The 16,038-nt window shown below is 72.0% G+C and carries 16 protein-coding genes; 5 read left to right on the top strand and 11 right to left on the bottom strand.

Translation table 11 applies throughout. From position 1 onward, the window contains the following. Positions 1–7 precede the first annotated feature (7 nt). The 8 genes from BLW76_RS21085 to BLW76_RS21050 all read right to left on the bottom strand — a co-directional run bounded on the left by BLW76_RS21085 (position 8) and on the right by BLW76_RS21050 (position 9,232). The gene (locus tag BLW76_RS21085; protein ID WP_091310013.1) at positions 8–862 is read right to left on the bottom strand and encodes a sugar phosphate isomerase/epimerase family protein; all 855 of its coding nucleotides are present in this window, start codon (positions 860–862) and stop codon (positions 8–10) included. Between the two features lie 9 nt (positions 863–871). Further along, positions 872–1,876 carry a sugar phosphate isomerase/epimerase family protein gene (locus BLW76_RS21080; RefSeq protein WP_091310012.1) on the bottom strand — a complete coding sequence of 335 codons (1,005 nt, stop codon included), beginning with the start codon at positions 1,874–1,876 and terminating at the stop codon, positions 872–874. After that, the gene (locus tag BLW76_RS21075; RefSeq protein ID WP_091310010.1) at positions 1,873–3,018 is read right to left on the bottom strand and encodes a Gfo/Idh/MocA family protein; all 1,146 of its coding nucleotides are present in this window, start codon (positions 3,016–3,018) and stop codon (positions 1,873–1,875) included. Before BLW76_RS21075 ends, BLW76_RS21080 begins: the two co-directional genes overlap by 4 nt. 33 nt (positions 3,019–3,051) lie before the next feature. Continuing rightward, positions 3,052–4,107: a substrate-binding domain-containing protein gene (locus BLW76_RS21070; protein WP_091310007.1), complete on the bottom strand. Its 1,056-nt coding sequence runs from the start codon at positions 4,105–4,107 to the stop codon at positions 3,052–3,054. A gap of 19 nt (positions 4,108–4,126) precedes the next feature. Beyond that, positions 4,127–5,131 carry an ABC transporter permease gene (locus BLW76_RS21065; protein WP_091310005.1) on the bottom strand — a complete coding sequence of 335 codons (1,005 nt, stop codon included), beginning with the start codon at positions 5,129–5,131 and terminating at the stop codon, positions 4,127–4,129. Further along, positions 5,128–6,627, bottom strand: a complete 1,500-nt coding sequence (locus BLW76_RS21060; RefSeq protein WP_091310003.1) for a sugar ABC transporter ATP-binding protein — start codon at positions 6,625–6,627, stop codon at positions 5,128–5,130. Before BLW76_RS21060 ends, BLW76_RS21065 begins: the two co-directional genes overlap by 4 nt. Beyond that, positions 6,624–7,811 carry an ROK family transcriptional regulator gene (locus tag BLW76_RS21055; protein WP_091310001.1) on the bottom strand — a complete coding sequence of 396 codons (1,188 nt, stop codon included), beginning with the start codon at positions 7,809–7,811 and terminating at the stop codon, positions 6,624–6,626. The genes BLW76_RS21060 and BLW76_RS21055 overlap by 4 nt, the downstream gene beginning before the upstream one ends. Positions 7,812–8,059: 248 nt before the next feature. Continuing rightward, positions 8,060–9,232 (bottom strand): ROK family transcriptional regulator, encoded by a 1,173-nt coding sequence (locus BLW76_RS21050; RefSeq protein WP_167385002.1) that lies wholly within the window; start codon positions 9,230–9,232, stop codon positions 8,060–8,062. Positions 9,233–9,432: 200 nt separating this feature from the next. On the opposite strand from BLW76_RS21050, the gene BLW76_RS21045 reads away from it, so the two are divergent. Next, positions 9,433–9,624 carry a hypothetical protein gene (locus tag BLW76_RS21045; RefSeq protein WP_091309996.1) on the top strand — a complete coding sequence of 64 codons (192 nt, stop codon included), beginning with the start codon at positions 9,433–9,435 and terminating at the stop codon, positions 9,622–9,624. 276 nt (positions 9,625–9,900) lie between these two features. On the opposite strand, the gene BLW76_RS21040 is transcribed toward BLW76_RS21045, so the two are convergent. Then, entirely contained in the window at positions 9,901–11,076 is a 1,176-nt protein-coding gene (locus tag BLW76_RS21040) for an FAD-dependent monooxygenase (protein ID WP_091309994.1), read from the bottom strand. A gap of 109 nt (positions 11,077–11,185) precedes the next feature. Here BLW76_RS21040 and BLW76_RS21035 point away from each other — a divergent pair, with 109 nt between their 5' ends. Beyond that, the gene (locus BLW76_RS21035) at positions 11,186–11,665 is read left to right on the top strand and encodes a MarR family winged helix-turn-helix transcriptional regulator (RefSeq protein ID WP_091309992.1); all 480 of its coding nucleotides are present in this window, start codon (positions 11,186–11,188) and stop codon (positions 11,663–11,665) included. 1 nt (position 11,666) lies between these two features. Here the strand turns inward: BLW76_RS21035 and BLW76_RS21030 are convergent, their stop codons facing one another. Both BLW76_RS21030 and BLW76_RS21025 read right to left on the bottom strand, forming a co-directional pair. After that, positions 11,667–12,512: an expansin EXLX1 family cellulose-binding protein gene (locus tag BLW76_RS21030; protein WP_091309990.1), complete on the bottom strand. Its 846-nt coding sequence runs from the start codon at positions 12,510–12,512 to the stop codon at positions 11,667–11,669. Continuing rightward, positions 12,509–13,537, bottom strand: coding sequence for a glycoside hydrolase family 43 protein (locus tag BLW76_RS21025; RefSeq protein ID WP_091309987.1), 1,029 nt, complete (start codon positions 13,535–13,537; stop codon positions 12,509–12,511). Before BLW76_RS21025 ends, BLW76_RS21030 begins: the two co-directional genes overlap by 4 nt. 359 nt (positions 13,538–13,896) lie before the next feature. Between BLW76_RS21025 and BLW76_RS21020 the strand changes: the two genes are divergently transcribed. The 3 genes from BLW76_RS21020 to BLW76_RS21010 are packed head-to-tail and all read left to right on the top strand — an operon-like array spanning position 13,897 to position 15,993. Further along, positions 13,897–15,222, top strand: a complete 1,326-nt coding sequence (locus tag BLW76_RS21020) for a sensor histidine kinase (RefSeq protein WP_091309985.1) — start codon at positions 13,897–13,899, stop codon at positions 15,220–15,222. Then, positions 15,219–15,632 (top strand): roadblock/LC7 domain-containing protein, encoded by a 414-nt coding sequence (locus tag BLW76_RS21015; RefSeq protein WP_091309983.1) that lies wholly within the window; start codon positions 15,219–15,221, stop codon positions 15,630–15,632. The genes BLW76_RS21020 and BLW76_RS21015 overlap by 4 nt, the downstream gene beginning before the upstream one ends. 1 nt (position 15,633) lies before the next feature. Beyond that, positions 15,634–15,993: a DUF742 domain-containing protein gene (locus BLW76_RS21010; protein WP_091309980.1), complete on the top strand. Its 360-nt coding sequence runs from the start codon at positions 15,634–15,636 to the stop codon at positions 15,991–15,993. Positions 15,994–16,038: the final 45 nt, after the last annotated feature.

Raw genomic sequence — 16,038 nt, 5'->3', positions numbered from 1 at the left:
GGGGCTCTCAGAACCGGACGGTGCGGAGGTATTCGAAGCCGACCTTCGCCGTGTTCAGCGGGTCGGTGGGCTGGTCGTGCTCGACGATGAACTCGCGGATGGTGTGGCAGGACGCGGCGAAGATGCGCCGGAAGTCGATGACGCCGGTGCCGGGGTCGGTCATCTGCCCGTCCGCGGTCCGGTCCTTGACGTGGTACTGCTGCACGCGCGGGAAGTGCTGCCGGAACAGCTGGACGGGGTCCGCGCCGCCGGTCACCGCCCAGAACAGGTCGATCTCCAGGTGCACGGTCCGCTTGTCGGTCTTCGCGGTCAGGACGTCGTAGGGCCGCACTCCCCCGATCGGGGCGAACTCGTGGGCGTGGTTGTGGTAGCCGAGCGGGATCCCGGCCTTCTTGAAGGCGGCCGCGGCGGTGTCGAGCCGCCCGGCGAAGGCCTCCCACTCCGCGATGGTGGCGAAGTTCGCGTACGGGACGTTGGCGAGCGAGTTGCCCAGGATCTTCGCGTCGGCGATGGTCTGGTTCAGGTCGCCGTCGATGCCGACGTGCGTCGAGGACGCCTTGAGGCGGCAGCGGTCGAGGATGGCGCGGAACTCGGTCGCGCTGCGGCCGTACGTCCCGGCCAGCTCGACCTTCCGGTAGCCGATGTCGGCCAGTGCGGAGAGCGTGCCTTCCGGGTCGTTCTGCAGCAGCGACCGCAGGGAGTAGAGCTGGATGCTGATCTTCTCGAGCGGGACGCGGCGGCGCGCCGGGGACGCGGCGGCGGCGCCGGGCAGGGCCACCGCCGCGGCCCCGGCGGTCAGAGCCACCGTCGCCACGTTCAGAAACTTCCGTCGGGAGTAGTCTTCTGGCAGGTCACCGCACATGGAACTCCCTCATTTCTGGTTGCTGAAAGCCGCGTCGAATGCCGCCGTCGGCTTGTCGAACAGGTGCTCGCGTACGTACTTCACCGCCTCCGCCGCGCCGCGGAGCCGGTCCATCCCGGCGTCTTCCCACTCCACCGAGATCGGGCCGGCGTAGCCGATCGAGTTCAGCGCCCGGAAGCAGTCCTCCCACGGGACGTCGCCGTGGCCGACGGACACGAAGTCCCAGCCCCGCCGCGGGTCCGCCCAGGCCAGGTGCGAGCCGAGCCGTCCGTTGCGGCCGTCGAAGCGCTTGCGGGTGTCCTTGCAGTCGACGTGGTAGATCCGGTCGGCGAAGTCGAGGATGAACCCGACCGGGTCGAGGTCCTGCCAGACGAAGTGCGACGGGTCCCAGTTCAGCCCGAACGCCGGCCGGTTGCCGACCGCTTCCAGCGCGCGCTTGGTCGTCCAGTAGTCGTAGGCGATCTCGGACGGGTGGACCTCGTGCGCGAACCGGACGCCGACCTCGTCGAAGACATCCAGGATCGGGTTCCAGCGCTGAGCGAAGTCCGCGTAGCCGTCATCGATGTCATCGCTCGAGACCGGCGGGAACATCGCGACGTACTTCCAGGTCTTCGACCCGGTGAAGCCGATGACGGTGTCCACGCCGAGCTTCGCCGCCGCTCGCGCGGTGTCGGCCATCTCGGCCGCCGCCCGCTGCCGGACGCCCTCGGCGTCACCGTCGCCCCAGATGCGGGACGGCAGGATCGCCTGGTGCCGGTGGTCGATCGGGTCGTCGCAGACGGCCTGCCCGACCAGGTGGTTCGAGATCGCCCACACCTTGAGGCCGTGGTCGGCGAGCAGCCGCAGCCGCCCGGCCACGTAGTCCTCTTCGGACAGTGCCCGGTCGACCTCGAAGTGGTCGCCCGAGCAGGCGATCTCGAGGCCGTCGTAGCCCCACTCCGACGCGAGCTTGCAGACCTCGGTGAACGGCAGGTCGGCCCACTGGCCGGTGAACAACGTGACGGGACGGCTCATTTCTCCTCCACCGGTGTCCAGGTCGCTGCCGCGGCAGCGCTCTTTTCGACGGCGTCGAGCACGCGCTGGACGCGCAGGCCGTCGTCGAAGCTCGGCGCGGGGTCCGTGCCCGCGCCGATGGCATCCAGGAAGTCGGCGACTTCGTGGGTGAACGTGTGCTCGTAGCCGAGCAGGTGCCCCGGCGGCCACCACGCGCCGACGTACGGGTGCTGCGGCTCGGTGACGAGGATGCGGCGGAACCCGGCTTCGGTGCCGGTGCCCTCGTACCACTGCAGCTCGTTCATCGACTCGAAGTCGAACGCCAGGCTCGCCTTCGACCCGTTGACCTCCAGCCGCATCGCGTTCTTGCGGCCGAGCGCGAACCGGGTCGCCTCGAAGGTCGCCACCGCTCCCCCGGCCAGCCGGGCCAGGAACAACGCCGTGTCGTCGACCGTGACGTCGTCGGTGCCGCCGGTCTCGGACGGCCGCTGCTTGACGAAGGTGTTCGTCAGCGCCGAGACGCCGGTGATCACGTCCCCGGTGACGAACTGGGCGGCGTCGACGATGTGCGCCCCCAGGTCGCCCAGTGCGCCCGAGCCCGCGCTTTCGCGCCGCAGCCGCCAGGTCATCGGCGCCTGCGCGTCCGACAGCCAGTCCTGCAGGTACACCGACCGCACGTGCCGGATCTCGCCGAGCGCCCCGCCCGCCACCAGTTCCCTGGCGTGGGCGAGCGCGGGCACCCGGCGGTAGTTGAACGCGACCATGGCCCGTACCCCGCGTTCACGGGCCCGTCGCGCCGCCTCAGCCATCGCTTCGGCCTCGGCCACCGAGTTGGCCAGGGGTTTCTCGCACAGCACGTGCTTGCCGGCGTCGAGCGCGGCGATCGCGATCTCGGCGTGGCTGTCGCCCGGGGTGCAGACGTCGACCAGGCCGACGTCGTCGCGGGCGAGGAGCTTCCGCCAGTCCGTTTCGACGTCGTCCCAGCCGAACTTCTCCGCGGCGGCCTTGGCCCGGGCCTCGTCCCGGCCGCCGAGGACGGCCAGGCGCGGCACCAGCGGTGGGTCGAAGAACCGGTGGACGCTGCGCCAGGCGTGCGAATGCACCGCACCCATGAACGCGTGGCCCACCATCCCGATCCCGATCGTTTCCCGTCCCGGGCTCATACCCCTCCTTCGGTCCAGCTGGAAAAGTCCGCGTCAGGAATCGAAGCCGACGTCGAGGTACTGGTCGACGTTCTCCTTCGTCACCACCGCCGAGTACGTGGTGATCTCGGCCGGGATGTCGTGCTCGGCCAGGTCGCCGATGCCCTTGCCCTGCCCGAGCAGCCGGGCGAGCGCGACCGCCGTCGAGGCCATCGACGGGCTGTAGAGCACGGTCGCCTTGATCGGCGACGAGTCGGCCTTGATCAGGTTCATCATGTTCTTCGAGCCGGCGCCGCCGACCATGATGAACTCCTTGCGGCCCGCGGTGTCGATCGCCGCGTTGACGCCGATGCCCTGGTCGTCGTCGTGGTTCCACAGCGCGTCCAGCTTCGGCGCGCCCTGCAGCAGGTTCGCGGTCTGCTGCTCGCCCGACTCCGAGGTGAACTGCGCCGACACGCGCGGGCCGACCTGGAACCCGGCCCGGCCCAGCGCGTCCTTGAAGCCCTTGCTGCGTTCCTGGGTCAGCGGCAGCGAGTCGATCCCGGCGACCTCGCCGATGATCGGGTTCGCGACGTTCTTCTTCTTGAGTTCCGCGGCGATGTAGTTGCCCGCGTTGACACCCATCCGGTAGTTGTCGCCGCCGATCCAGGTTCTATAGGCCAAAGGCGTGTCGAAGATGCGGTCGAGGTTGATCACCGGGATGCCGGCGTCCATCGCCTGCTGGCCGACCGCGGTGAGCGCCTTGCCGTCGAAGGGCAGGATCACCAGGACGTCGACCTTGGCGTTGATCAGCGTCTCCACCTGGGAGATCTGCTGGTTGACGTCGTTGGTGCCCTCGGTCGCGTTGAACTTCACCTCGCTGAACTTCTGCGCCTGCGCCTTGGCGTTCTTCGTGATCGCCGCGATCCAGCCGTGGTCGGCGGCCGGCGCGGAGAAGCCGATGGTGATCGGCTTGCCCGGCTGGGCGTTGTTGCCCGCGTTGGCGACCGGCGCGTTCGACTCCGAGTTCGCGGGCGTGTTCGACGTGCAGCCGGCCAGCAGCGCACCGGCGCCGACCGCGGCCCCGCCCAGCAGGAATCCCCGGCGGCCGAGGAAGGGGTGTTCGGCCATGGTGAACCTCCATCGGTGGTTACTGACTACCGGTCCTGGCTTTCCGGGCCCGGAACTGCAAGAGCACGGCGAGCACGATGATCACGCCCTTGGCGATGTTCTGGATGTCGGTGTCCAGGTTGTTCAGCGTGAAGATGTTCGACAGCACCGTGAAGATCAGCACGCCGACGAGCGTGCCGATGAGCGAGCCGCGGCCGCCGGTCAGCAGCGTGCCGCCGATGACCACCGCCGCGATCGCGTCGAGCTCGTAGAACATGCCGTTGGTCGACGCACCCGCCGTCGTCCGCGCGACGACCATCAGCGCGGCGATCCCGCAGCAGAGCCCGGCCACGCCGTAGACGAGCGCGAGGTGCCGCTTGACGTTGATGCCGGCCAGCCGGGACGCCTCGGCGTTGCCGCCGACCGCGTACGTCCGGCGGCCGAAGGTGGTGCGGTTGAGCACCACCCAGCCGACCGCGAAGACCAGCGCGAACAGCCAGATCAGCGTCGGGATACCGAGGAAGCCGCCGCGGAAGAAGGCCAGGAAGTCCTGGTCGGCGACGACCTGGGTGCGCCGGCCGCTGATCCGCTCGGCGAGCCCGCGGGCCGAGACGTACATCGCGAGCGTCGCGATGAACGGCACGACCTTGCCGTAGGCGACGAGCACGCCGTTGACGAGCCCGCAGCCGAGGCCGACGGCGAGTCCACAGAGGACCATCACCCACGGCCCGTAGGACTGCGTCGCCAGCGTCGTCAGCCAGACGCCGGCCAGGCCGACCATCGAGCCGACCGACAGGTCGATGCCGCCGCTGATGATCACGAACGTCATCCCGACGCTGACCACGCCGATCGCCGCGGCCAGCCGCAGGATCGTCGAGATGTTGCTTTCGGTGAAGAACAGCTCGGGCCGGGTGAACTGGCCGACCAGGCACAACACGACGAGCACGGCCACCAGGCCGAGCAGCCGCGGGTCGGCGGAGAAGGTGAACCGCCGCTTCCGTTCGGCGGGCAGCGCTTCCTGGGGCGGTGCCTGGGTCTCGGTCATGCCGCGCTCCCCTCGAGAATCACGTCGAGCACCTCGGCCTCGGTGAGCCCGGCCGAGCGCCGGTCGGCGAGGACACGGCCCTCGCGCAGCACCAGCACCCGGTCGGCCAATCCGAGCACCTCGGGGATTTCGCTGGACACCAGCACGATCGCCACGCCGGTCGCGGCCAGCTCGTCGATCAGCCGGTAGAGCTCGGCCCGGGCGCCGACGTCGACGCCGCGCGTCGGCTCGTCGAGCAGCAGCACCCGGCACCCGCGGACCAGCCACCGCGCGAGCACGGCCTTCTGCTGGTTGCCGCCGGACAGCGTGCGGACGATCCGCCGGGGGTCGGCGGGCCGCAGGTCGAGGCGCCGCAGGCTCGCGCCGGCGTCGGCCAGTTCCCGGGACCGTTCGGTGAAGCCGAGTTTCGCGTAGCGGCCGAGGCTGGCGAGGGTGACGTTGTGCACCACCGGCAGGTCGAGCAGCAGGCCCTGGCTCTTGCGCTCCTCGGGCGCGAGGCCGATGCCGGCCTTGACGGCGGCGAGCACGTCACCCGGGCGCACGGTCTTCCCGTCCACCGCGACGGTTCCGCGGTCGGCCTTGCGGGCGCCGAAGATCGTTTCGAGCAGCTCGCTGCGGCCGGAGCCGACGAGCCCGGCGATGCCGACGACCTCGCCCGCGTGGACGGTGAAGGCCACGTCCTCGAACTCGCTCGCGCGGGACAGGTTCGCCACCTCGAGCACCGGGGTGCTCTTGGCGTGGCCCTCGTGGCGCGGCCCGAAGACCGTCTCGACCTTGCGCCCGGCCATCAGGGCGACGAGGTCGGCGGTCGGCGTCGCGGCCGCGTCGAGGCCGGTGCCGACGGTCCGGCCGTCCTTGAGCACGGTCACCCGGTGCCCGATCCGGCGCAGTTCTTCGAGCCGGTGCGAGATGTAGACGACCGCGACGCCGTCGGCGGTCAGCTCGCCGACGATCCGGAAGAGGTTGTCGACCTCCTCGCCGGCCAGCGCGGCGGTCGGTTCGTCCATGACGAGCAGCCGGGCGTCGTGGGCGAGCGCGCGGGCCATCGAGACCAGCTGCTGGCCGGCGGCGGAGAGCCTGCCGACCTCGGTGGACGGCCGGATGTCGGGGTGCCCGAGCCGGGCCATCAGGCGGGCGGCCTCGGCGCGGGCTTCGGAGATCCGCGTGAAGCCGAAGCGGGCGCGCTCGTGGCCGAGGAAGATGTTGTCCGCCACCGAAAGCCCGGGCACGAGGTCGAGCTCCTGGTACATGGTGGCGATGCCCAGGCGCAGCGCGTCGACCGGCGAACCGAGCTCGACGCGCTCGCCTGCCCACGTGATCTCGCCGGCGTCCGGGCGGTGCGCGCCGGAGAGGACCTTGATCAGCGTCGACTTCCCGGCGCCGTTCTGGCCGAGCAGGCAGTGCACCTCGCCGGCTTCGACGTCGAGGTCGACGCCGTCGAGGGCGCGGACGCCGGGGAACGTCTTCACGATCCCGCGGACGGACAGCAGGGTCATACCGTCGCCTCCTCGGCGAGCGTCGGGTTCGCGAACAGCCGCTCGGCCGCCAGGTGCGCGGCCCCGCGCAGCGGCGCCTGCAGGCCGAGCCCGGAGGCGACGACCCGGGCCTGGCCGAGCGGCCGGGCGGCGAGTTCGACGCGGACCGGTTCGACCAGCCACTCGCCCAGTTCGGCGAAGAAGCCGCCGAGCACGACGACGTCCGGGTCGAGCACGTCGACCACGGTGGACAGCGCGATGCCGAGCGCGACGCCGAGTTCGTGGACCGCGGTGGCCGCGCGCTGGTCACCGCGCCGGACGCGGTCCTTGAGCAGGGCGACGCGGCCGTCGATGCCGGGGGCGGGATCGTGCAGTGGGTCGCCGGGGGCGGCGGCCGCGCGCAGCACCGCGGCCAGGTTCGCCTTCGTCTCCAGGCAGCCCGTCCGGCCGCAGGGGCACCGCTCGCCGGACGGGTCGACGGCGATGTGCCCGACCTCGCCCGCGAAGCCGCGCGCGCCGCGGAGGATCGTGCCGCCGGAGACGAACCCGCCGCCGACGGCCGTCCCGCCGTTGAGGAAGAAGAGCTCGGTCCCGGTGCCCGCGACCGACTCGGCCAGCGCCCCGAGGTTGGCTTCGTTGTCGACGGCCACGGCGTCGACCGGGAGGGCGAGCCGGGCCGCCAGCAGCCCGGCGATTTCGGCGTCACGCCAGCGCAGCGCGGGCGCGAACCGCAGCACGGCGGCGGCCGAGTCGACCAGCCCCGGCACGGACACCGCGACGCCGACCGGCAGGCCGGGCAGCACCCGGCCGGCGAGGTGGGCGAGGGCGTCCAGCCCGGCGTGGAGGCCGAGCGCGGCGACGTCGACGGCTTCCCTTCCTTCGGCCAGGACGCGCCCGGACAGGTCGGTGACCAGCGCCGACAGCCGGTCGGCTTCGATGGTCAGTGCCAGCGCGTAGGCGTCTTCGCCGTGCAGTTCGACGAGCCTGCTCGGCCGTCCGTTGCCGGGCCGGACCCCGGCGGGCCGGACCAGGCCGCGTTCGGCGAGTTCGGCGAGCAGGCCGGGCACCGCGGACTTCGGGATCCCGCAGCGGGCCGCCAGCTGGGTGCGCGAGAGCGGGCCGGTGCGCAGCGCCCGCAGGACCGCGGCCAGGTTCGCCGTACGGGGGCTCGCCGAGCCGGCTTGCCTCGTTCGGGTGACGGCCACGGTGCCCCCATCTTGCGCTGCGCACTGAACGCACTTTGTCGCTCAGGCAGCGAAAGTAGGGTGACCGGCATCACTCGTCAAGGTGATACTCACGCGTTCAGTGGAGTTTTCACCCGGATAGACGTGCGAAATCGGACATACTTTCGAATCTGATGTGCAAAAGTCTGCTTAGTTTCAGCGTTATGCCATGGCTGCGTTCGGCGGCCGGACGTAAGTTCCCGCCTGCTCCGCCAGTTCGTGACCGAGCGTCAGCTGCTGAGCGTGAACGCCCGGTCGGTGGCCGACCAGGCGGCCCCGATCACGCCCGCCGTCTCGCCCAGCTCGGACAGCACGATCGGCAGGTTCCCGGTGGCCAGCGGCAGCGAGCGCCGGTACACCGCGCTGCGCACCTCGGCGAGCAGCTGGTGGCCGAGCTGGGCCACGCCGCCGCCGATCACCACCATGCCGGGGTTGATGAAGCAGACCAGCGAGGCGATGACCTGGCCGAGCCGCCGTCCGCCGTCGCGGATGAGGTTGACCGCGCCGGAGTCGCCGGCCGCGGCGGCCCGGCCGACGTCACGGGCGGTGACGGCCCCGCGTTCGGCGGCCGCCTCGGCCAGGTGGGCCGACCGGCCGCTGCGGGCCAGTGCCAGCCCGTCGCGGGCCAGCGCCGCCCCACCGAAGTAGGCCTCCAGGCAGCCGACCTCGCCGCACGCGCAGGTCGGGCCGAAGTCGTCGAGCCGGATGTGCCCGATGTCGCCCGCCGTGCCCGCGACCCCGCGGTAGACCTTGCCGCCGAGCACGATCCCGCAGCCGATCCCGGTGCCGATCTTGACGAACATCAGGTCGTCGGTCGAGCGCGCCACCCCGGCGTGCCGCTCGCCGAGCGCCATCGCGTTGACGTCGTTGTCCACCGCGACCGGGCAGCCCCACAGCCCGCCGAGGTGGTCGCGGACGTTGAACCGGTCCCAGCCGGGCATGATCGGTGGCGCGACGGCCATGCCTTCGGCGAAGCTGACCGGCCCCGGCAGCCCGATGCCCGCGGCGACCAGCCGGCCGGGCGCCTCGTCCCGGACCTTCGCGGCGAGCTCGGCGACCCGCCGCAGCACCGGGTGCGGCCCTTGCCGCACATCGCAGTCTTCGACGGCGTGCGCGAGCACCTCGCACGAGCCATCGGTGACGGCCACGCCGACCGAGGTCGCCCCGACGTCGACGGCGAGCACCCGCAGTTCGCCCGCGAGCCGGACGAGCGTCGACCGCCGCCCGCCCCGGCTGGCCGAGGGCCCGGCGGCCTCGACGAGCCCGACTTCGGCGAGCCGCGCCACCTCGGCACCCACCCGGGCGCGCGGCAGTTCGAGGCGCTCCCCCAGCTCGACCCGCGACATCGGGCCGTCGTCGCGGAGCAGGGTCAGCAACCGGGTCTGGTGACGGGTTTCGACCATCGACTGCTCCGGGGTGGATACCGTGCTCATTCGCTTCAGCGTACTGGTGCGCCGCCGGGCATCCGTCCGACCGGCCGTGGCACGTGAGGTCCCCGTGGGGGTCACCCGGACCGGTGCCATCGGCGGCGATCCCGTTCGTCCGCCCCGATCCGGGGCAGCCTCCCGCCATCGAAAACCGGCTCCACGACGGGAGGATCACGATGCGACGGATCACGGCGGCCGCGGTGGCGGCGTTGACGACCGGAGTCCTGTTCGGCACGACGGCGGGCTTGGCGCAGGCGGAAAGCGGGCCGACGGGCCGGTGCGTGGGCAGCTCATTGGCGATGTACGCCACGACGCAGTTGTGCGTCGTGGAGCGGACCTACCCGGCGATCACGCAGCCGGGAAGCTGAGGTTTCGGGGCCCGGCGGGTGGGTTGGCCGGCGGGGCGGGCCCGCCCCGCCGCGGGGCCCACCCGCGGGCGGAGGCCCACCACCACCAGGCATCCGCGCCGCGGACCGAGCGGGGTGCCCGGCGCCCGCCCGATGCTCGTGTCCGTCGTCTTGGGCGTCTCCGCGGAGTTCCCGGCGCTGGACGGCCTGCTCGGTGGCGGCAGCCGCGGCTCGGCGCGGGTGGTGATCATCGCCATCGGCGGGCTCGCCTTCTGGGCCGGCGATCCGCGTCCGAGCTCACCGCACCGGCACGGGGAAGTCCGGCAGCGTCAGCGCCGAGTGCTCCGGCCGGGGCGCCGGCGGCGGGGCCGTCGTCAGCTGCCGGAGTGCGGCGTTGCGGCGTTCGAGCGCCTCCGGCGTCGACGGGAACAGTGTCGCCTGCCCCTCGCTCACCAGGGCCTGGTTGGCTTCGACGAAGCCGCGCAACCGGTTCTCGTAGGCGGCGAACGCCGCCGCGTGGTCGGGGATCGTGGCCAGGGCCTGGCCGAGCACGTACGCGCCCACGAGGGCGAGGCTGGTGCCCTGGCCGGTCAGGAACGACGGCGCGTGGGCCGCGTCCCCGACGAGGGCGACGCGCCCCGCCGACCAGCGCGGCATGCGGATCTGGCTGACCACGTCGAAGAACAGGTCGTCGGCTTCGCGCATCGCCGCGACCAGACGCGGGACTTCCCAGCCCTCGCCCGCAAAGGTGCGGGCGATCAGGTCGCGCTGGGCTTCGGGGTCGCGGAACGCTTCGAGCGGCGGCTCCGGCCGGGCGAAGACCAAGAAACCGTGGACCTCTTCGCTGTCGAGGACCGCGTACAGCGCCGCGCCCTTGCCGGGCGTGCTCCACGTGACCCCCTCGCGGACGAGCCCGAAGTCGTTGGGCATCGTGAACCCGGCGAAGCTGTAGCCGAGGTAATGGTGGAACGCGCTTTCCTCGCCGAAGACGAGCTCCCGGGTGCGGGAGTGCAGGCCGTCGGCGCCGATCACCAGGTCGTACGTTTCCTCGCGGCCGCTGCGGAAGGTGACGTCGGCGTCCTCGGTGAGCGTTGCGATCGTGTCGCCGAACCGGACGTCGACGTCGCCGCGCACCAGGTCGTACAGCGTCCGGATCAGGTCGCCCCGGCGGATCTCGAGGTCCTCGCCTTCGGCACCGCCGATGATCGCGTCCGGGGCCACTGCCACGATCTCGCCGCCGTCGGCGTCGAGGAACGTCAACCGCCGCGTCGAAATGTGCTGCTCCCGCAGGCGGGGCAGGATTCCCATCCGGCGGACGACGTCGAGTGCCGTGCCGCGCACGTCGATCGGGTAGCCGCCGGCGCGCAGTTCCGGCGCCTTCTCCACGAGGGTGACCGCGAAGCCGGCGCTCCGCAGCCAGAACGCCAGGGCCGGGCCGGCGATGCTCGCGCCCGAGATCAGGACCTTCTTCATGACATCTCCGATAGCTAAGTTAGGTATCTGAAACGGGAGTGCGACAATGCCCGTGACCAACCCCCGACCCGGCCAACTATATACCTAAGTTAGCTATCCAAGAGGTGTGATGGGCGACACAGAAGGCACCGACCTGCGGGCCGTGCTGCCCCGGCTCATGCAGCTGGGCAACCTGATGAACCGCAGCGGCCTCGGCGAGCGGGCGATGAAGCGAATCGGCGCCGACCTCGACCGGCCCGGACTGTCGATCATCCTCGCCCTGCACATGACCGGGAAGGCGATGCGCGTCGGCGAGATCGCCGAACGCCTGCAGGTCGCCGGCCCGCACGTCACCCGGCACCTGCACGTGCTCGAGAAGCGGCGGCTCGTGAGCGGCCTGGCCGACCCCGACGACCGGCGCGCCCGGCTGGTCGAGCTGACTCCCGACGGCGCCGAAATCGCCGACCGGTACGTCACCACCCTGCTCGGCTGGTTCGGCGACGCCCTGTCCGGCTGGGCACCGGAGGACCGCCGGACCTTCTACGACCTGCTCCTGCGGTTCACCGACGACCTCGCGACCTTCCTGGCGGCCACCGGCGACGAGGAGTGACTCAGCGCTGCGCGAACTGCAGGGACGTCGGCTGGCCGGCGCCGGGCTTGACCGGCAGCGGGTCGACGACCAGCCGCTCGCCGTAGACGTCGGTGATCGCGACGGCCCCGCCGCACCCGGCGCCGTTCTCCGCCAGGAAGTAGTTGTAGTCGGTGCGCGGCAACCGTTTCCACGTGCTGCCCGCGCGGACTTCCAGGCGGGCCACCGGGTTGCGGTGGCCGATCACCTGGATCCCGCACCAGTACCGGGAAGATCCGTCCTTGTAGCGCAGCGAAATCTTCGCCGTCGTCGGCGGGCTCACCAGCTTCCAGGTGACCGGGATCTCCCCGAGGTTGCGCGCCCCGAGGCGGTCGAACGCCTTCGGGCTCAGGTCCAGCTGCCCCACCCGGCACGGCGCCGGGCAGAGGTTGGTGATCCGCACCGTCACGCTCGCGCCGCCGGCCGCTTGGACGAGGACGTAAGCCCCGCACGCCTGGGAACCCTCGAAGTCGGCGACGTTCATCGCCGCGTTCAACGGGTCCGGGCTCGCGTCGAACCCGCACGCGCCGGTGCCGTCGGTGTCGTAGAAGGTCGCGACGCCGGAGTGGGTCGCGCCCGGCTCGATCCGGCCGGTGAGGGGCGCGGCCACCGGTGCGGGCTCGGCCGTCGAAGGCGTGGCACGGGCGGAAGAGGAGGTCACGGGAGTCGTGGTCGCCGGTGGAGCAATGACAGCCGGCTCGATCACGGCGGCGTCCGCCCGGGTCGTGGCCGCGCCGTCCGCGCCGGCCGCCCCCAGGACGCCGACCGTCGCAGCCACCGCGAGCACCGCCACGACCGCCGCGAGCACCGCGCGCCGGCGCCCGCTCAAAGCCGGCCCGCCGCGGCCAGCCGGTGGTACTCGGCGCGGGTCACCGGCAGGACCGTGCCATGCCGGGGTTTGCCGGGCAGCTGGACGTTCGCCGACGGCCGCCAGTCGCCGGAATCCAGGTCCGTGGTTTCGAACGGCCGGTACCCGGCGCCGCCGTACTCGTCGATGAACAGGTACCACTTCCGCTCGGTGTTCGACCGGAACACCAGCGGGCCCTCGCCGCCGACGACCGCGTCCTTGCCGATGCACTCCTTCACCAGGTCGTAGCTGCGGCTCAGCAAGGCCTTGGACTTCTCCTCGGTGATGTACCGGCCGCACGGGGTCGAGCCGCCGCCGCCGGGGCCGCGGTCGTCCTGGGAGAACCGGTAGTACTCGCCGTCGTGGCGGATCACCGTGGAGTCGATCACCGAGTACCCGGGGTCGTACCAGGGCTTCGGCTCGCTGAACGTGCGGAAGTCCCGGGTGGTGGCGTACATCATCCGGTTGTGGGAGGTCGTGACGTGGCCGGGGTCGTCGGCCGGGTAGATGTTGGACGCCCAGAAGACCACGTACGCCGCGCGCGCCGGGTCGTAGAACGCCTCCGGCGCCCACACGTTGCCCGCGGTCTCCGGCATGACCTCGACCAGGCGCGGTGCGCTCCACCGCAGGAGGTCCGCCGACTCCCACACCACGATCGACCGGCTGCCGTGCCGCCACGACCGCTCCCAGTCGTCGCGGCCGTACATCCGCAGGTCGGTCGCGATCAGGTAGAAGCGGTCCCCGCGCGGCGAGCGGATGACGAACGGGTCGCGCACGCCCTGGGTCCCGACCGTGGACCGCAACGCCGGGCTGCCGCTCGGCGCCTGCCACCGCAGCGGGTCGTTGCCCTGGCTCAGCGCGAAGTAGACCTGCTCGCCGTCGGGGGTGCCCTCACCGGTGAAGTAGGTGAACAGGTAGCCGGCGTACCGCGACTGACCGGCGTCCGCGGGCGCCGCGAGCGCCACCGCGATCAGCAGCACCGAGACCAGGATCCGGAACCCCCGCATGCTTGTGCCCTCCTCGATCCGCCCGATGCGCGCTGTATGTTAGCGCTCACACGCAGTCAGCGGAAGAGTTGATCTCACCCACCCCATTCCCCCGCCATTCACCAATAGGCCGATCTGCTCGTTGGGAATTGACTTGAATCGTCGGCGGCCCGCGAAGTTGTGGCCACGAAGATTGACTCTTACGGACGGGAAAGATCGGCGCTAGGGTCGTCGTCGCCCCAGGCGACGGTCGCCGGGGAATGAGGAGCCCGCCGCTCGTTCCGCCGTTTTCCGAATCCGCACGAAGTTCCGGCGCAGCCCGATTCCCGGGTTCCGCCGTGCCGTTGTCCTGCCTCCGAACGCCCCCGAGGACCTGATCGATGTCAGTGCACTTGCCCGCCCGCTACGTTCTGCCGGTCGCCGTGGTCGTCACCGGGTCGGTGTGGTGGTGGATGACGGCCATGGTGTCCGGGGCGGACCGGACGTTCGTGGCCTGGTACAGCGGGATCGCGGCCGCCGTGGTGTGCGCGGCGGTCACCGTCGCCGCCCACTGGGCGCAGGCCGCGCGCCGGGACCGCGGCCGGCTCGCGGCGCTGGACGCGGAGGTCACCCGGATCGCCGACGACACGCTGCCCGCCGTGGTCCGGCGCGTGCGCGACGGGGCGTCGGTGGACACCGCGCTCGCCGAGGTGCCGGGCTCGGCCGACGGCGCGCACCGGCGCCTGCTGGACACGATCGCGCAGGAGATCGCCCGGAGCGAGCGGATGCGCGCGGCCACCATGGCGGCCTGCGCCAACGCCGCCGGCCGCGTCCAGGCGCTGGCCACCAGCATGCTGGCCGACCTGCGGGAGATGGAAGGCCGCTACGACGAAAACGTCCTCGGCGACCTGCTCGAACTGGACCACCGCACCGCGCAGGCCGGCCGCCTGGCGGACAGCATCGCGGTGCTGACCGGCGCGCGGTCCGGCCGGCGCTGGACCAAGCCGATCGTGATGGAAAGCATCCTGCGCGGCGCGATGGGGCGCATCAGCGCCTACCAGCGGGTGCGGACGCATTCGACCAGCACCGTCGCGGTCGCCGGGTACGCCGCCGAGGGGGTCATGCACGCGCTGGCCGAACTGATGGACAACGCGACCAGCTTCTCCCCGCCGTCGGAGGACGTGCACGTGTACGTGGAAGAAGTCCACGCGGGCGTCGTCGTCACGATCGAGGACAGCGGCCTCGTCATGGGCCCGGCGGCACTGGAGCGTGCCGTGCGGGCGGTGTCGGCCGAGCCGCTGGACCTGACCACGCTGTCCGGCACCCGGCTGGGCCTGGCCGTGGTGGGGTGCCTGGCGCGCAAGCACGGCCTGACCGTGCACTTCCGGCCGTCCGCGCGGGGCGGCACCGGCGTGGTGGTGATGATCCCCCGGCTGCTGATCACCCAGCCCGAACCGGACGCCCCGACGGCCCCGCCGAGCCCGGCGAAGGCGGCCGCCCCGCCCGCCGCGGCGCCCGCGCCCGCGGTGTCCGAAGTGGAGAGTGCCGCTTCCGGGCTGCCGCAACGACGTCGCGGCCAGACGCTGGCGGCCGCACCCAAGCCGGCACCGCCGCCGGCGGCGAGTCCCGCACCGGCCCGTGCCGACGCCGGGGCGCGGTTCAGCGCGTTCCACGCGGCCGGCCGGGGAACCCGCCCGTCCGCTGCTGCCTCGGAGGACAGCCGATGAACACCACCGAACACGATCTCGACTGGCTGCTGGAGAACCTGCTGGGCAAGACCCCGGGCACCCGGCACGCCCTGGTGCTGTCGAAGGACGGTCTCAAGCTCTGCCACACCCGTGGGCTCACGATCGACCAGGCCGACCAGCTGGCCGCCATCGCCTCGGGCATCCAGAGCCTGGCGTACGGCACGTCCATCGAGTTCGGCGACGGCACCGGCGGCGTGCGCCAGTCCATGACGGAGTTCCACGGCGGGATGCTGTTCATCGTGGAGGCCGGGGCCGGCGCCCACCTCGCCGTGATCGCCGACGACGACGCGGACGTGGGCCTCATCGGCCACAACATGAACGAGCTCGTCGAGCAGCTCGGCGAGCACCTGACCGCGCCGCCGCGCCCGCAGCCCACCGCGGCCGGATGACATGAGCCGGGAACACCTCCACCGCGAGGACCCGGACCGGTTGTACACCGTCACCGGCGGGCGCAGCCGCGCGAACGAGAGCGCGCTGGACCTGGTGACGCTGATCGTGAGCGAAGGCGATCCGGTCCCGGGCATGCAGTCCGAGCACGTCAAGATCCTGCGCCTGTGCCGGCTCCCGACGGCCATGGTGGAGGTCGCCTCGGAGCTGGGCCTGCCGGTGAGCGTCGTGAAGATCCTGCTGTGCGACCTGCTCGACACCGGCCGGGTCACCGCCCGCCACCCGTCCCCCGCGCCCGCCGACACCGATCTGCCCGATCTCGAAACCCTGAAGCAGGTACTCGTTGGACTGCAGAAGCTCTGACCAGGACGTTCGTACCCCGCTGGCGAGCACCGCCCGGGAGGGCCT

The sequence above is a fragment of the Amycolatopsis tolypomycina genome, assembly GCF_900105945.1.
In the GTDB taxonomy this organism is placed as follows: domain Bacteria; phylum Actinomycetota; class Actinomycetes; order Mycobacteriales; family Pseudonocardiaceae; genus Amycolatopsis; species Amycolatopsis tolypomycina.
Note: the sequence above shows the minus strand (reverse complement) of the source record. Positions and strands in the feature narration are given on the sequence as shown.

What these genes read in the sequence shown, in the direction of transcription:
- BLW76_RS21085 (WP_091310013.1), bottom strand. Translation starts at nt 862, where the DNA reads ATGTGCGGTGACCTGCCAGAAGACTACTCCCGACGGAAGTTTCTGAAC.
- BLW76_RS21065 (WP_091310005.1), bottom strand. Translation starts at nt 5,131, where the DNA reads ATGACCGAGACCCAGGCACCGCCCCAGGAAGCGCTGCCCGCCGAACGG.
- BLW76_RS21050 (WP_167385002.1), bottom strand. Translation starts at nt 9,232, where the DNA reads ATGGTCGAAACCCGTCACCAGACCCGGTTGCTGACCCTGCTCCGCGAC.
- BLW76_RS21080 (WP_091310012.1), bottom strand. Translation starts at nt 1,876, where the DNA reads ATGAGCCGTCCCGTCACGTTGTTCACCGGCCAGTGGGCCGACCTGCCG.
- BLW76_RS21015 (WP_091309983.1), top strand. Translation starts at nt 15,219, where the DNA reads ATGAACACCACCGAACACGATCTCGACTGGCTGCTGGAGAACCTGCTG.
- BLW76_RS21020 (WP_091309985.1), top strand. Translation starts at nt 13,897, where the DNA reads ATGTCAGTGCACTTGCCCGCCCGCTACGTTCTGCCGGTCGCCGTGGTC.
- BLW76_RS21060 (WP_091310003.1), bottom strand. Translation starts at nt 6,627, where the DNA reads ATGACCCTGCTGTCCGTCCGCGGGATCGTGAAGACGTTCCCCGGCGTC.
- BLW76_RS21035 (WP_091309992.1), top strand. Translation starts at nt 11,186, where the DNA reads ATGGGCGACACAGAAGGCACCGACCTGCGGGCCGTGCTGCCCCGGCTC.
- BLW76_RS21040 (WP_091309994.1), bottom strand. Translation starts at nt 11,076, where the DNA reads ATGAAGAAGGTCCTGATCTCGGGCGCGAGCATCGCCGGCCCGGCCCTG.
- BLW76_RS21045 (WP_091309996.1), top strand. Translation starts at nt 9,433, where the DNA reads ATGCGACGGATCACGGCGGCCGCGGTGGCGGCGTTGACGACCGGAGTC.
- BLW76_RS21010 (WP_091309980.1), top strand. Translation starts at nt 15,634, where the DNA reads ATGAGCCGGGAACACCTCCACCGCGAGGACCCGGACCGGTTGTACACC.
- BLW76_RS21025 (WP_091309987.1), bottom strand. Translation starts at nt 13,537, where the DNA reads ATGCGGGGGTTCCGGATCCTGGTCTCGGTGCTGCTGATCGCGGTGGCG.
- BLW76_RS21070 (WP_091310007.1), bottom strand. Translation starts at nt 4,107, where the DNA reads ATGGCCGAACACCCCTTCCTCGGCCGCCGGGGATTCCTGCTGGGCGGG.
- BLW76_RS21075 (WP_091310010.1), bottom strand. Translation starts at nt 3,018, where the DNA reads ATGAGCCCGGGACGGGAAACGATCGGGATCGGGATGGTGGGCCACGCG.